Consider the following 15,159-nt stretch of genomic DNA (forward strand, 5'->3'; position numbering starts at 1 on the left):
ACCCGCTCGCTCTTACTCCCCCCCTACTTCAAAAAACAAACACCGCCAATCAGGCGGTGTCGATAGGCTCAAAACTTTTTACAAGATCGTCGACGGCCTTTACCCGGGTCAGGAACGGCTCCAACTGACTCAAGCGAAGAGCGCAGGGACCGTCGCACTTGGCCTTGTCCGGATCAGGGTGTGCCTCAAGGAACAGACCGGCGAGACCCTGGGACATACCCGCCAGGGCCAGTTCGGTAACCTGGGCACGGCGCCCCCCGGCCGAATCAGCACGACCACCCGGCATCTGCAGAGAGTGAGTCACGTCGAACATCACCGGCACATTCATCGACTTCATGATGCCGAAACCAAGCATGTCCACGACAAGGTTGTTGTAACCGAAGCTGCTACCCCGCTCGCACAGGATCACCTTGTCATTGCCGGCCTCTTCGCACTTCTTGATGATGTGCTTCATTTCCTGGGGCGCCAGGAATTGGGCTTTTTTGATGTTGATGACGGCGCCGGTTTCCGCCATTGCCACCACCAGGTCGGTTTGGCGGCTCAGGAAGGCGGGCAGCTGGATGATGTCGCAGACTTCTGCCGCGGGTGCGGCCTGCGCAGGCTCGTGTACGTCAGAGATGATGGGAACACCGAACTTGCCCTTGATGTCCGCCAGGATCTGCAGACCCTTCTCCAGGCCGGGACCACGGAACGAGTGCACGGAAGATCGGTTGGCCTTGTCGAAGGATGCCTTGAATACGTAAGGTATACCGAGCTTGCTGGTGGCCTCGACATAAGCCTCGGCCACTTCCATGGCCATTTCCGGGGATTCCAGCACGTTCATACCGCCGAAGAGCACGAACGGTTTGTCGTTGGCGACCTGGATGCCGGAGACGTTGACCGTGCTTTGCGCCATGATCAGGATTCCTTTTTACGGGCCAGAGCTGCCTCGACAAAACCCTTGAACAGCGGGTGGCCGTCCCTGGGAGTGGAGGTAAATTCCGGATGGAACTGACAGGCCACGAACCAGGGATGATCGGGTACTTCCACCACTTCCACCAGTTTGCCATCGGTTGAACGGCCGGAAATTCTCAGGCCGGCGCCTTCCAGTTGTGGCAGGAAATGGTTGTTCACCTCGAAGCGGTGACGGTGGCGCTCGCGGATGGTCTTGCGGCCATAGCAGTTGGCGATCGTGGAGCCTTCAGCCACCACACAATCCTGGGCGCCCAGGCGCATGGTGCCACCAAGGTCAGACGCCTCGGTGCGCTCTTCCTTCTCCCCGCTGGCATCCAGCCATTCGGTAATGAGGCCCACCACCGGCTCCGGCGTATGTTCGCGGAATTCAGTACTGTGGGCGTCTTTCAGGCCAGCGACGTTACGGGCGTACTCGATAACAGCAACCTGCATACCCAGGCAGATGCCCAGGTAAGGCACCTTGTTTTCCCGGGCGTACTGCACAGTGCGGATCTTGCCTTCCACACCACGCTCACCAAAGCCACCAGGAACCAGGATGGCGTCAGCACTTTCCAGTGCACCGGTGCCGTCACGCTCAATGTCTTCGGAGTCGATGTAGTTCATCCGCACCTTGGTGCGGGTCTTGATGCCGGCGTGGAGCAGGGATTCAATCAGGGACTTGTAGGCGTCCAGCAGTTCCATGTACTTGCCGACCATGGCAACCGTGATCTCATGGTCCGGGTTCATCAGGGACTCGACCACCGCATCCCACTCGCTCAGATCCGCCGGGCTGGCGTCGAGACCAAAACGCTCAATAACCAGCTGGTCGAGGCCGAATTCATGCAGCATGCGCGGGATGGCATAGATGGACTTGGCATCCTGCAGCGGGATAACCGCCCGCTCTTCCACGTTGGTAAACAGCGCAATCTTACGACGGGAACTGGCGTCCACTTCGTGCTCGGACCGGCACAGCAGAATATCCGGCTGCAGGCCGATGGAGCGCATTTCCTTCACCGAGTGCTGGGTGGGCTTGGTCTTGATCTCGCCGGCGGTGGCGATGTACGGAACAAGGGTCAGGTGCATGAACAGCGCGCGTTGGGGCCCGACTTCCACCTTCAACTGGCGACAGGCCTCCAGGAATGGCAGCGATTCGATGTCACCCACAGTGCCGCCGATCTCGATCAGTGCCACATCGGCACCGGATGCACCTTCAACCACACGACGCTTGATCTCGTCAGTGATGTGGGGAATCACCTGAACGGTACCGCCGAGATAGTCACCACGGCGCTCCTTACGAATCACTTCTTCGTAAACACGGCCGGTAGTGAAGTTGTTCCGGCGAGACATCGGCGTGCGAATGTACCGCTCATAGTGCCCCAGGTCCAGATCCGTTTCCGCGCCATCTTCGGTGACAAATACCTCACCGTGCTGGAACGGGCTCATGGTGCCGGGGTCCACGTTGATATATGGGTCCAGCTTGAGAATAGTGACCTTCAGGCCGCGTGCCTCCAGGATCGCTGCCAGAGAGGCCGATGCGATACCTTTCCCCAAGGAGGACACGACACCGCCGGTGACGAAAATATAACGCGTCATGCAAATTCCGTGATTTGTCTGGTTCGGTGAAGGAGGGAGATTATCATCTCAAGATGGGAGGCCAGACTACCAGAAAGGCCTACCCTTCTCAATTACATTCCCGCTCCACAATAATGCGCCAGCCACTGACCGGGGCCTCCCCACAGTATTTGCCGGAAAGCCACAGGTCGCCAACCCCGACCATTTCTTTATCGCCGTTTTCCACCTCCAGAAGCAGCGGCAGCCGGGCTCTCTCCCAGGGTGGAACATTTTTTTCCTGCAACCAGTTCTTGAGGGTTTTCGACGGACCGTTCGGGTCTGGCCGCAGGCGCTCGCCCCCTGCCCTCGTAGATATCCGTATTTCCGGTGCCGGTGTTTTGCGATTGTCTGCCGCGACCAGCCTCAATCGCCATTCTCCCCATACCAGCTCTTGACCCGGAACCAGTGCGGATTTACCCGCGGGCAGCGGCAGCCGGTCAGGTACGACGTAGAGGCGCCCCCGGTATCGACGCACCACAAAGCCAGGGCCCCGCATCTCCGGCTCACGGTCCTGCGGTGAATTGAGCAGATCATTCAACACCTGAGGCCAGTCAGCCATTGCCGGCGGCTCCTGATCCTGATGCCTGATCCACCAGCGGAGCAGATTTTTCTGCTCTGCCACGCTCAGTTTCACCAATGCGTCTACGTTCAGCGTACCCCTGTCATCAGCGCACTCTTGCCAGCGGAGCTCTGCCAGCTTCCCCGCGAGCTCATCGCTCTCACGGCAGGAGTCGGCACTGTGTCGGACGCGGCTTAGCAATGACGGCCAGCGCGCCTTGAGCAACGGCATGACGGAAAGACGAAGGAAATTACGATCCAATCGTTCGTCGGTATTGCTGGGGTCGTCTACCCAATCGATGCCATTTTCAATGGCGCGGGCCTGCAGTTCATCACGACTGAAATCCAGCATCGGCCGATACAAAAACCCGCGGCCCAGGGGTCGCGAGCCCGGCATGCCACCCAGGCCGGCGACACCTGTTCCACGCAACAACCGGAACAGCACCGTTTCTGCCTGATCATCGCCATGGTGGGCCACCAACAGCAGCTCATCCTGGGCCAGGACTTCCTGGAAAACCCGGTAGCGGGCATTCCGCGCGGCTTCTTCAATGCCGCCACCGGCGCTCTGCCCGCCGTTTTCGCCGGCAGCAACGACCACCCGCCGGATGTCGAGGGGCACGCCGAGCCTGTGGCACAGTTGTTGGCAGAAAACTTCGGTTTGCCCCGCATTGGGCTGTAACTGATGGTTGACGTGAACTGCCCGCAACCGGCCGGTACCGGCGTACAATGCGGCAGCAACATGGAGAAGCAGAACAGAGTCCATTCCACCGCTGAGTGCGACGCGCAGGCGCGAATGAGAGGGCAGGTTCCTGACCGGGGCACAGAGGGCCTCCGGCCAGTCAGATCCGAAGCCGGGTTTACCGGCCCGTGTCATATCGGGTCAACCGCTCATAGCGGCGGGACACCAGTTCTTCCGTGGGCAGACGGCTGAGCTCAGTAATGCCCTTGCTCAGTGTCGCCCGCAGGGATTCGGCCATTTTTTCCGGGTTGCGATGGGCTCCGCCAAGCGGTTCGGTAATCACGTTATCCGCTAGGCCAAGATCCTTAAGGCGGTCTGCGGTGACGCCCATGGCCTCTGCCGCCTGGGATGCGAACTCCGCGCTCTTCCAGAGGATAGAGGCGCAGCCCTCCGGCGAGATAACCGCATAGGTGGAATACTGCAGCATGTTGAGCTGGTCGCACACACCAATCGCCAGGGCGCCACCGGAACCGCCCTCGCCCACGACCGTGGAAATAATCGGCGTCTTCAGGCGCGACATCACTGCCAGGTTGAATGCGATCGCTTCACTCTGGCCACGCTCCTCGGCACCGATGCCCGGATACGCGCCAGGTGTATCGATAAAGGTCAGGATCGGCATACGGAAACGTTCGGCCATCTCCATCAGACGCAGTGCCTTGCGGTACCCTTCGGGACGGGGCATGCCGAAGTTTCGCTTTACCTTGTCGCGCACTTCCCGGCCCTTCTGATGACCAATCACCATCACCGGTTTGCCCTCCAGGCGCGCAGTTCCGCCAACGATGGCCTGGTCGTCGGCATAGCGACGGTCACCGTGTAACTCGTCGAAGTCATCGAAGATCATTTCGACGTAGTCAAGGGTGTAGGGCCGGCGCGGGTGGCGTGCCAGCCGTGACACGTCCCAGGGCTTGAGGTCCGAGAAGATGCTTTCGGTCAGGCTCACGCTCTTCTTGCGCAACCGGCTGATCTCGTCGGTGATGTTGATGTCGGTATCGTTACCCACCATCCGAAGCTCTTCAATCTTGGCTTCAAGGTCGGCTATAGGCTGTTCGAAATCCAGATAGTTAGGGTTCATGATGTTCCATCATTTGCTTGCAAGGCGAGAATGTAAGTCGCCAAACCAGAATTTTGGACAAAGATAGCAGCGCCCGGGCGATGGCTAAAGCGGACCTTGGTATGAGTCCGCTTTCTGACAAAAACGTAATATTTCAAAGCACCCGCCACAGCCGGGATGAACCTTGCCGGACACTATCAATCATAGACCAGTTCTACGGACTGGTCGCCTACCAGGTATTTCAGCTCCAGCAAAAGATCATCGTCCGGTTGCACACGCCAGGATTCACCCAGCTCAATACGGGTACTGGCATCGTCACTGCTGTACTCGATCCACACCGGGCTACCTTCGCAACGGAAGGGCCTCAGGGTGGAGTCCAGCTTGTCCAGCAGTCCGTTCTGGAGCTGGTCCGCGTGAATGGCAAGCTTGAGCCCGCGGCTGAACTGCTGGCGGGCGGTGCCCACATCCATCACCGAGTTGACCCGCATTTTCATCTGGCCGGAGTAGTCATCGTGGCTGACCTGCCCCTCGACCACGATCACCTGGTCGGACTGCAGCAACTCCCGGTTCTCGAAAAATGCTTCGGAGAACAGGGTGGCCTCGATACGGGCGCTGCGATCATCCAGCGTGATAAAGGCCATCGTTGAGCCTGTACGGGTTTTCATGGATCGCTGGGCGACTACCAGGCCCGCAACACGCTGGGGTTGGCGCGCCGGCTTGAGGTCGGCAATGGATGAGCGCACAAACCGCCGCACTTCCTTCTCGTACTCGTCGAAGGGGTGGCCTGTAAGATAAATGCCCAGGGTGTCTTTCTCACCCTTCAGGCGCTCCTTCTCCGGCCATTCCCGCACATTGGCCACATCGGAATAGGGGTCACCGTCTTCGCCACCCATCAGCATGTCGCCGAACATGTCTGTCATACCCACGGATTCGTTGCGAGACTGCTGGCCCGCCTGCTGGATGGCTTTGTCGATACTGGCCATCAACTGCGCCCGGCCGGCACCCAGCTTGTCCATGGCGCCACAGCGGATCAGCGCCTCCATCGCACGCTTGTTCACCTTTTTCAGATCCACACGACGGCAGAAATCAAAGATGTCCTGGTAAGGCTCTCCATTCGCCCGCCCGGCCTGGATGCTCTGGATCGGGCCTTCGCCAAGGCCCTTGATAGCGCCCAGGCCATACACAATGGCGCCGTCATCGTTCACCGTGAAGGTATACTCGGAACGGCTGACATCCGGCACCAGCAGCTCCAGGCCCATGCTGCGGCATTCCTCCACCAGCGTGACCACCTTGTCGGTGTTCTGCATATCCGCCGTCAGCACCGCCGCCATGAATTCGGCCGGATAGTGAGCCTTCAGCCAGAGGGTCTGGTAAGACACCAGGGCGTAGGCGGCCGAGTGGGACTTATTGAAGCCGTAGCCGGCAAACTTTTCCACCAGATCGAAGATGTTTTCCGCCAGCGTCTTGTCGATGCCATTCTTTTCACAGCCGTCGAGGAAGAACTGCTTCTGTTTGGCCATCTCCTCGGGTTTTTTCTTGCCCATGGCCCGGCGCAGCATGTCGGCGTTACCGAGGGTATAGCCCGCCATCACCTGGGCAATCTGCATGACCTGCTCCTGGTACAGGATTACCCCGTAGGTGGGCTCCAGAACCGGCTTCAGGCCATCGTATTGATAGTCCGGGTGCGGGAAAGACATGGGCTGCCGGCCGTGCTTACGGTCGATAAAGTCGTCCACCATGCCTGACTGCAGCGGGCCGGGACGGAACAGGGCAACCAGGGCGATCATGTCTTCCAGGGAATCCGGCTGCAGGCGCCGGATCAGGTCCTTCATGCCCCGGGATTCCAGTTGGAACACCGCCGTGGTTTCCGCTTTCTTGAGCATATCGAACGACGGCACGTCGTCCAACGGAATTTCGTTGATATCCAGTGCCGGATCACCCCGCTTTTCCCGGCGGGGATTGATCATTTTCAGGGCCCAGTCGATGATGGTGAGGGTTCGCAGGCCCAGGAAGTCGAACTTCACCAGGCCGGCGTCTTCCACGTCGCCCTTGTCGAACTGGGTTACCAGGCTGCCGCCCTCGTCGTCGCAATACAGCGGCGAGAAATCGGTAATCTTGGTGGGTGCAATCACCACACCACCGGCGTGCTTGCCAGCGTTACGGCAGACCCCCTCAAGCTTCAGGGCCATTTCCCAGATTTCCTGGGCTTCCTCGTCGTTTTCCAGGAACTCGACCAGTTGTGGCTCCTGCTCCAGTGCCTTCTCCAGGGTCATGCCCGGCTCGAAGGGAATCATCTTGGACAGCTTGTCCGCCAGCCCGTAGGACTTGCCCTGCACCCGCGCCACATCGCGAACCACCGCCTTGGCGGCCATGGTGCCGAAGGTGATGATCTGGGACACCGCCTCACGGCCATATTTCTCCGCCACATAGGCAATCACCCGGTCGCGGCCTTCCATGCAGAAGTCCACATCGAAGTCGGGCATGGATACCCGTTCCGGGTTCAGAAAGCGCTCGAACAGCAGATCGTATTCCAGCGGATCCAGGTCGGTAATCAACTGGGCATAGGCCACCAGCGAACCGGCACCGGAACCCCGGCCCGGACCCACCGGGACGCCGTTGTTCTTGGCCCACTTGATGAAGTCCATTACGATCAGGAAGTACCCCGGGAAGCCCATCTGGGTAATGATGTCCAGCTCGAAATTCAGTCGCGTGTAGTAGGCTTCGCGCTTCGTGTCGTATTCCGGATCATCCTTGCTCAGGGTCTTTGCCAGCCGTTCTTCCAGCCCCTCTTCCGACACCTTGCGGAAGTATTCATCGATGGTCATGCCATCGGGGATGGGGTAATTGGGCAGGAAATACTCCCCCATGCGAACCTGGACGGAACACCGGCGGGCAATTTCAACGGTATTTTCCACCGCCTCGGGAATATCCGAGAACAGTTCGACCATTTCTTCGGCACTGCGCAGGTACTGCTGATCGCTGAAACGCCGGTCTCGGCGGGGATCATCCAGAGTCCGGCTCTCGCCAATACAGACCCTGGCCTCATGGGCTTCGAAATCATCTGCGTGCAGGAAGTGGACGTCATTGGTGGCGACCACCGGGCAGGAAAGCGATTCCGCCAGCTCAATATTCAGATGCAGACAGTCTTCATCGCCAGGCCGACCGGTACGCTGCAGTTCCAGATAGAACGATTCGGGATAGAGCTTCATCCAGTATTCGGCGCGCTGCCGTGCAAGCTCCGGCTTGCCAGCCATCAGTGCCTTGCCGACATCGCCCATCCGAGCTCCGGAAAGGGCTATCAGCCCCTCCCGACGGCTTTCCAGCCATTTACGCTGAATAATCGGCTTACCGAAACGCTGACCTTCGGTATAACCGAGAGACACAACTTCGGTGAGATTCAGGTAACCAACATTATCGCGCGCAAGCAGGGTGATTCTGAAAGGGTTGTCCGGCTCTTCAGGGTTCTCGATCCAAAGATCCGCACCAATAACAGGTTTTACCCCGGCGCCCATGGCGGCTTTATAGAAACGAACCAGGGAGCACATGTTGGATTGTTCGGTCAGGCCAACTGCTGGCATGCCCAGTTCAGCTACCCGACTGATCAGTGGTTTTACCCGTACCAGCCCGTCTACCATGGAATATTCGGAGTGCACGCGGAGGTGGACAAAGGTCTGTGACATAGTGCCGGGGTATTCCTGCTTGATGATTCCGGACCGAGGCAGATTCAGCGCCCGATCAGTTCTTTGATATCTTCTTCGGTCTGTGGGCCGAAACGGGCCTCGACGAGTTCTCCGTCAGGGTCGACAACGAAAGTTGCCGGAAGGGCTACCGGGGTTTCCCAGCCAAATTCCGGCCCGGGGTCTTCGTTCAACATTCCGTACCGGATCCCCATTCTGTCGCCCAGGTCTGTCAACTCCTGGCCCCGGATATCATCGAAGTTTACACCCAGAACCACAATCGCGGAGGACCGGTCGAGTTCATTCAGCTCCGGGATTTCCTCCAGGCAGGGTTTGCACCATTCCGCCCAATAGTTAACCAGCACCCAGTGGCCGCGCAGGCTTTCCCAGTCCAGTACCGAACCGTCCGGTTTTTCAAACTCCTGTTTCTGGCAGCCCGCCAGCATTAACAGGGCCATTATAATACCGATACCGTATGCCCTGGTGGAATAACGCATCGCTGCTGGGGACCTGGCAACCGGATAGCCGGCAGGGTATTGCACAGGGAGACCTCCTGTTAGACTACGGCGCTCGCACATTCTTGCGGTATACCTGATCTGGAAAGAGGGAGAACCATGACAGAACCGACCCGAATTTTCCACATCACGGGCCGCCTTCACGAGAACATCCTCAACATTCTTTGAACGGAGACAGGCGATGGCTTCCGATTCCCTCTATGTTCTGGTGCTTTATTACAGCCGCACCGGCCAGACTGCCGAGATGGCCAACCAGATTGCCCGGGGCGTGTCCCGGGTGGAAGGCATTGCTGCCAGAATACGTACGGTACCGAGCGTGTCGCCGGATACGGAAGCCTCCCTTGCAGCGGTTCCGGACGACGGGGCTCCCTATGCCAGCAAGGAAGATCTGGCGAACTGCACGGGCCTGGCCATCGGCAGCCCGACCCGTTTTGGCAATATGGCCGCGCCGCTGAAGTATTTTCTCGACAGTACCGGGGATCTCTGGCTGAACGGCACCCTGTCCGGTAAGCCGGCCGGTGCCTTTACCTCCACCGGCAGCCTTCATGGCGGCCAGGAAAGCACCCTGCTGACCATGATGGTGCCACTTCTGCACCACGGCATGGTCCTGTGCGGAGTACCCTACTCGGAAAAAGCCCTCAGCGAGACCTCTTCCGGCGGCACCCCCTATGGCCCATCTCACTGGGCCGGCACCGGAGACCAGCAGGCCGTCACCGACCACGAAAAAGCCATTTGCCAGGCTTTTGGTGAACGCCTCGGCCGGCTTGCCGTAAAACTTATCGAATGACAACCAATCCTCAACAACGGAATCCCGAATGCTTCACAATCCAAAAGCACGCATTACAGCCCGACTGACCATTGCGCTCTATCTGGCAACCCTGGCAGCTCTGGTGATTACCACCTTTTACCCGGTGCAGACGGAAGGCGTATCGGTAACGCTGATGCTCAGCATCAAGCTTATCCCGCTACTGGCTTTTGCCGTGCCGGTTTTCAGGGGCAGTAACCGCGGTTACATCTGGGTGAGCTTTGTGGTGATTTTCTATTTCACCCGCTATGTGGTTTCCGCATGGCTCAGCGAAGGTGCGATTGCTCCCATCATACTGACGGTGCTCACATTCCTGCTGTTTACAGTAGCCATGGTCCATCTTAAGGTGAATCGCAAACAATCGGTTTCAGAAACCTGACAGGAATCACCCAATGGCCGACAGCACCCACCCACCAGCGCCCCACAGAAGCACCCTCACCCTGAGGGATATCTGTACCGCCCTGGTGACCAGTGGCGAAATTACCCAGGAAGACGCCGAACGGGTGCTGTCTGCAAACATTGGCACCCTGACAGGTGGCACCGGGCCAACCACCCAGCGCCACCCGCTCGAACTGGTGGCCAAGGCCGGCCTGGAAAGCCAGCAAACAGGCCGGACCCTGGACCTGGACAAGCTTACCCAGTGGCTTGCCGACTGGGCAGAACAGTCCTACTACCACATCGACCCGTTGAAGATAGACACGCCGGCCATTGCGCGGGTCATGTCCTACGCCTTTGCCCAGCGGCACGGCATCCTCGCGGTTGAAATCGGCGAAGATGAGGTGCTGGTTGCCAGTACCGAACCCTTCAAGAGCGACTGGGAAAGCAACCTGCGCCAGGCGGTTCGCAAGGACATTCGCCGGGTGGTCGCCAATCCGGAGGATATCCGCCGTTATACGGTCGAGTTCTACCAGCTCGCCAGCTCCGTCAGCAAGGCCGGCGGCAACAAATCTGCCAACCCCGCCGGCGCTCAGAACTTTGAACAACTGCTGGACCTGGGTGCCAGCGAGAGTCCGGATGCCAACGACCAGCATGTGGTCAAGATTGTCGACTGGTTGCTGCAATACGCCTTCGATCAACGGGCGTCCGACATTCATATTGAGCCGCGGCGAAACGTCACCCAGGTGCGGTTCCGCATCGACGGGGTGCTGCACAACGTCTACGAATTTCCTGACCAGGTTGGCATGGCAGTCACCAGCCGGCTGAAAATCCTGGGCCGGCTGAACGTGGCGGAAAAACGCCGCCCCCAGGATGGTCGCATCAAGACCCGCAAACCGGATAACAGCGAAGTGGAACTGCGCCTGGCCACCATGCCCACCGCCTTCGGTGAGAAAATGGTGATGCGGATCTTTGACCCGGAGGTGCTGCTGAAATCCTACGAACAGCTCGGCTTCTCGAAGGAGGACCGGGAGCGCTGGCAGGGTATTACCGACCGTCCCTATGGCATCGTACTGGTCACCGGCCCGACCGGTTCCGGCAAGACCACCACCCTTTATTCCACCCTCAAGCAACTGGCCACGCCCGAGGTGAACATTTGCACCATTGAGGACCCGATCGAGATGGTGGAACCGGCCTTCAACCAGATGCAGGTCCAGACCAATATCGAGCTGACCTTTGCCTCCGGCGTGCGGGCACTGCTGCGACAGGACCCGGATATCATCATGATTGGCGAAATCCGCGATCTTGAAACGGCTGAAATGGCGGTGCAGGCAGCCCTGACCGGCCACCTCGTGTTGTCCACCCTCCACACCAACGACGCACCCAGTGCTATTACCCGACTGATGGAACTGGGCATACCACCCTATCTGATTCGTGCCACGGTGCTGGGAGTGATGGCACAGCGACTGGCAAGAACCCTCTGCCCCCACTGCAAGGAACCTGGGCCGGTGGACGAGCAGGCCTGGCAAAGCCTGACACGGCCGTGGAAGGCAACCACCCCGAAACAGGTCTATCACCCGGTGGGTTGCCTGGAGTGTCGGAATACCGGTTATTATGGCCGCGCAGGGGTGTACGAAATCATGCAGCTCTCCGGCAATCTGATCCGGCAGGTCACCGAGCAGTGTGAGCTGGAACAACTGCGAGTGGATGCCTACAAGGATGGCATGAAATCGCTGCGGCTCAGCGGAGCGCAGAAAGTGTCAGCCGGTTCCACAACCGTAGAGGAAATCCTGCGGGTTACCCCCGAAAGCCAGCGTTGAACCACCCCACTCCTCACGCATCCGCGGAAACGCCGCACTGCTCCATAAGCTGCTGCCAGCGCCGCTCATGGGCCAGGGCAGCCCGGTCCAGCTGCCCCCAGAGGCTGGCAGAGTTTTCGGTGTCCAGAGCCTGCCGGTACCATGCCTGGAAGGCATCCGGCATGGTCTCCGTCTGTTGTGTCCCCAGTGTCTCAAACGGCTTTATCAGCGCCTCTTTTGCCTGATCAATGCTCTCCAGGTAGCGCTCAACGTTACCGGCGTAGCCGTTGGCATAGATGTCTCTGAGCGCTTCTGCAGACGCACTGCGCTCTTCTTCCGGGCAGAGCGGGTCGTTTTCAATCCTCTCAACCAGAAGAGCCGTGGCATCATCAAGCCGCGTGGTCAGCAACCTTGCGCTGTTCAGCAACTGACCGGCCCGGTGCTCCGCCTGCCAGCGCTGATGAACCTCACCCACGTAATCCAGCGGCTCGTCCATGTCGCCCTCCAGCAGGCCCCTGACGGTCCTGTTCAGCCTGTCGACGTCACTGGCCAGTTCAGCAACAGGATTATCAGCGCCGTTCATGGGGTAATGCCCTTGTGAAAGGGTGAAAAGCCGCTCCACCTCTTCCACGCCCCAGGTAGCATTCCACACCGCAACCGGCAGTGTTTCGGATTTGCTTTTGATAGCCTCTTCCAGATCCTCCTTGACGCCATCCCGGCCAGTTTCCGGAATACAGTCCTCGGCAGCAAGGATAAAGCGGGCTTCATAGCGCAGGCGGTTCAGGGGCTGCATGACCTTGCCCATGATGGAGTTTTTCTCACCCACCACATGTTGCAGCTCACACCCGTAAAGAGACAGGAAATCCAGCATGCCCATATCGAGATCCGGCATCTCCAGAACCCGTTCGCGACGGCGGGGTATCCCGGAAACCGGTCCGATTTCAGACAGCTCCGGGCTCAGCTCCAGGGCATCAGCCACCTGAGCCACATAATCATCCATCATCTCCGGAACGCCGGAATCAGGAGCACAGCCCGCCAGGTAGAGGCACAGAACAGGGATGATCAGTGTTCGGAATTCAGGCACAGGGCCTCCTGCTCACGAGGTATTGAGAGAAGAAGGCACAGAGGATGATTCAGCGTTTCAGCAGAAACCGGTCAACGTCCGCAAAGTCCCTAGCCACCGGGCGCCCGGTTTCCGGTATATTGCCCTCCCGGATCAGCCAGACGGTTTGCATACCGGCGCTCTCGGCCGCTTGCAGTTCGGCCTCCGCATCGGAGAGGAACAATACTGTGCGGGGCTCGACACCCAGTTCATTGATGATGTTGCCGTAGGACTCCGGTTCTTTCTTGCCGCCTATACGAGTGTCGAAGTAACCGGAAAAGAACGGTGTCAGGTCTCCCGCCTCGCTAAAACCGAATATCAGCTTCTGTGCCTTCACAGAACCGGAAGAATATACGAACAGACGCAGACCCCGATCATGCCAGCGCTGAAGGTACTCGGCGGCGTCTTCATAGATATGGCCCCGGAAGGCACCTTGTTGATAGCCCTGCTCCCAGAGCATGCCCTGGAGCGCTTTCAGTGGCGTCTCCTTGCGATCCTCACGGATCCAGGTGTCCAGCACGCTAACAACCCCCTCAATATCATCCCGGGCAACACCTGAGGTCTCTGCCACCGCATCAAGCTGCTCACGGATCTCGTTACTGTCTGCCTCGCCGTCCCGTACAAAATCGGCCATGTGCTGCGCCGAGTAGGGAAACAGCACATCATGAACAAAAGAGATCGAACTTGTGGTGCCCTCGATGTCGGTAAGAATAACGCGGATCATCCGGTAGCTCCTGCCAGTCGTTCATACCTGGGTAACCGGCTGGCAATGTCTTCGCCCGTGAAATCCGCAACCCAGCCTTCAGGGTTGGTGAACAGGCGAATGCACGTAAACGCAGGCTCCGGACCCATATCGAACCAGTGGCGGGTGCCATCCGGTACGCTGATCAGGTCATTTTTCTGGCACAGAACGGCGTATACCCGGTCACCAAAGTGCAGGTAGAACAGCCCCTGGCCGCGAACGAAAAAGCGCACTTCATCTTCACTGTGCACATGCTCATCCAGGAATTTCTTGCGAAAGGCGTCTTTCTGGGGGTTATCCGGATTCAGGCTGATCACGTCTGCCGCCTGGAAACCACATTCCTCCCTGAGCGCCCGGATCTCATCGGCGTAGGCTTCAAGAATATCGTCCGATGATGCATCCGCAGGCAAGTCCCGGGTGGTCCATTGCTCAAACCGCACGCCGTGTTCCGCCAGAAGGTTGGCAATCTTGCCGGCGTCTTCGGTAACGACACGGGGGGATTCGGGCGCACTCTGGTCAAAAATGCTCAAGGTTGTCATCGGAGGACCCTCATGGTTTCAAGCTCACATTCAAAGAGAAATTCAAAAGCTTCAACGTGGCGCAGGCAGTCTGACATGGTCTTGCCCCAGGTATAAAGGCCGTGCCCGCGGATCAAGTAACCGGGTTGTTCCGGGTGCTGCCTGAACCATTCCCCGGTCTGCTGTGCCAGCGCGGCAATATCCTGAGTGTTATCAAACACCGGGACCGTCAGTTCTGATTCGTGGGTATCAACGCCGTTGAAGGCCTTCTGCAACTCGTAACCCTTCAGTTTAAGCGCCGCTCCCGCCGGTAACAGCCGGCTCAGCACCGTTGCCTTGACCGAATGGGTATGCAATACCGCGCCCACCTCCGGAAAGGTCTGGTACAGAACCGTGTGCAGCTGCGTTTCAGCGGATGAGCGGGCATCACTATGGACGGCGTTCCCCGCCAGATCCACCACCATTACATCGCCGGCGGCAAGCTGGCCCTTGTGGCGGCCGGAGACGGTGACAGCAATATGCTCTTCGTCAATCCGTGTCGAGTAGTTGCTGCTGGTGGCCGGCGACCAGCCCTGGCTGTAAAGGAAACGGCCCGCATCAATGATGGACTGCGCGGCAATGGCGAAGCGGGTTACGTCAAACAAAAGACACCTCTGAAGAGACACGCCGGTTCAGCGCTTGATGGTTTCCATTATAAAGATGGGCGGGCCACCCGCAAATGCTGACGAACTGTC

General features: G+C 58.8%; 13 protein-coding genes. 3 read left to right on the top strand and 10 right to left on the bottom strand.

Going from position 1 to position 15,159, the window contains the following annotated elements:
- Positions 1 to 49 precede the first annotated feature (49 nt).
- The 6 genes from kdsA to ACESMB_RS02895 all read right to left on the bottom strand — a co-directional run bounded on the left by kdsA (position 50) and on the right by ACESMB_RS02895 (position 9,027).
- On the bottom strand, positions 50 to 895 hold the full coding sequence (kdsA, locus tag ACESMB_RS02870) for a 3-deoxy-8-phosphooctulonate synthase (protein ID WP_372970864.1): 846 nt from the start codon (positions 893 to 895) through the stop codon (positions 50 to 52).
- Positions 896 to 897: 2 nt separating this feature from the next.
- Complete coding sequence (locus ACESMB_RS02875) at positions 898 to 2,526, bottom strand: CTP synthase (RefSeq protein WP_372970865.1); 1,629 nt, start codon at positions 2,524 to 2,526, stop codon at positions 898 to 900.
- Between the two features lie 88 nt (positions 2,527 to 2,614).
- Positions 2,615 to 3,976, bottom strand: coding sequence for a tRNA lysidine(34) synthetase TilS (tilS, locus tag ACESMB_RS02880; RefSeq protein WP_372970866.1), 1,362 nt, complete (start codon positions 3,974 to 3,976; stop codon positions 2,615 to 2,617).
- Complete coding sequence (accA, locus tag ACESMB_RS02885; protein ID WP_372970867.1) at positions 3,960 to 4,913, bottom strand: acetyl-CoA carboxylase carboxyl transferase subunit alpha; 954 nt, start codon at positions 4,911 to 4,913, stop codon at positions 3,960 to 3,962. The genes tilS and accA overlap by 17 nt, the downstream gene beginning before the upstream one ends.
- Before the next feature lie 176 nt (positions 4,914 to 5,089).
- Positions 5,090 to 8,572 carry a DNA polymerase III subunit alpha gene (gene dnaE / locus ACESMB_RS02890; RefSeq protein ID WP_372926652.1) on the bottom strand — a complete coding sequence of 1,161 codons (3,483 nt, stop codon included), beginning with the start codon at positions 8,570 to 8,572 and terminating at the stop codon, positions 5,090 to 5,092.
- Positions 8,573 to 8,616: 44 nt separating this feature from the next.
- Positions 8,617 to 9,027, bottom strand: coding sequence for a TlpA family protein disulfide reductase (locus ACESMB_RS02895; protein ID WP_372926656.1), 411 nt, complete (start codon positions 9,025 to 9,027; stop codon positions 8,617 to 8,619).
- A 238-nt stretch (positions 9,028 to 9,265) separates the two neighbouring features.
- Between ACESMB_RS02895 and wrbA the strand changes: the two genes are divergently transcribed.
- The 3 genes from wrbA to ACESMB_RS02910 are packed head-to-tail and all read left to right on the top strand — an operon-like array spanning position 9,266 to position 12,084.
- Positions 9,266 to 9,871, top strand: a complete 606-nt coding sequence (gene wrbA, locus ACESMB_RS02900; RefSeq protein ID WP_372926651.1) for an NAD(P)H:quinone oxidoreductase — start codon at positions 9,266 to 9,268, stop codon at positions 9,869 to 9,871.
- A gap of 28 nt (positions 9,872 to 9,899) precedes the next feature.
- A complete protein-coding gene (locus tag ACESMB_RS02905; protein ID WP_372926650.1) occupies positions 9,900 to 10,268 on the top strand; it encodes a DUF2069 domain-containing protein in 369 nt (122 codons plus the stop codon).
- A gap of 13 nt (positions 10,269 to 10,281) precedes the next feature.
- A complete protein-coding gene (locus ACESMB_RS02910) occupies positions 10,282 to 12,084 on the top strand; it encodes a GspE/PulE family protein (RefSeq protein ID WP_372970868.1) in 1,803 nt (600 codons plus the stop codon).
- Between the two features lie 13 nt (positions 12,085 to 12,097).
- On the opposite strand, the gene ACESMB_RS02915 is transcribed toward ACESMB_RS02910, so the two are convergent.
- The 4 genes from ACESMB_RS02915 to ACESMB_RS02930 are packed head-to-tail and all read right to left on the bottom strand — an operon-like array spanning position 12,098 to position 15,069.
- Positions 12,098 to 13,147, bottom strand: coding sequence for a DUF3080 family protein (locus ACESMB_RS02915; RefSeq protein WP_372970869.1), 1,050 nt, complete (start codon positions 13,145 to 13,147; stop codon positions 12,098 to 12,100).
- A 49-nt stretch (positions 13,148 to 13,196) separates the two neighbouring features.
- Positions 13,197 to 13,889, bottom strand: a complete 693-nt coding sequence (gene mtnC / locus ACESMB_RS02920; protein WP_372970870.1) for an acireductone synthase — start codon at positions 13,887 to 13,889, stop codon at positions 13,197 to 13,199.
- On the bottom strand, positions 13,886 to 14,446 hold the full coding sequence (locus ACESMB_RS02925; RefSeq protein ID WP_372926646.1) for a 1,2-dihydroxy-3-keto-5-methylthiopentene dioxygenase: 561 nt from the start codon (positions 14,444 to 14,446) through the stop codon (positions 13,886 to 13,888). Before ACESMB_RS02925 ends, mtnC begins: the two co-directional genes overlap by 4 nt.
- Complete coding sequence (locus tag ACESMB_RS02930; protein WP_372926645.1) at positions 14,443 to 15,069, bottom strand: methylthioribulose 1-phosphate dehydratase; 627 nt, start codon at positions 15,067 to 15,069, stop codon at positions 14,443 to 14,445. The genes ACESMB_RS02925 and ACESMB_RS02930 overlap by 4 nt, the downstream gene beginning before the upstream one ends.
- Between the last annotated feature and the right edge of the window lie 90 nt (positions 15,070 to 15,159).

This window comes from Marinobacter sp. (assembly GCF_041686475.1).
Lineage (GTDB): Bacteria > Pseudomonadota > Gammaproteobacteria > Pseudomonadales > Oleiphilaceae > Marinobacter.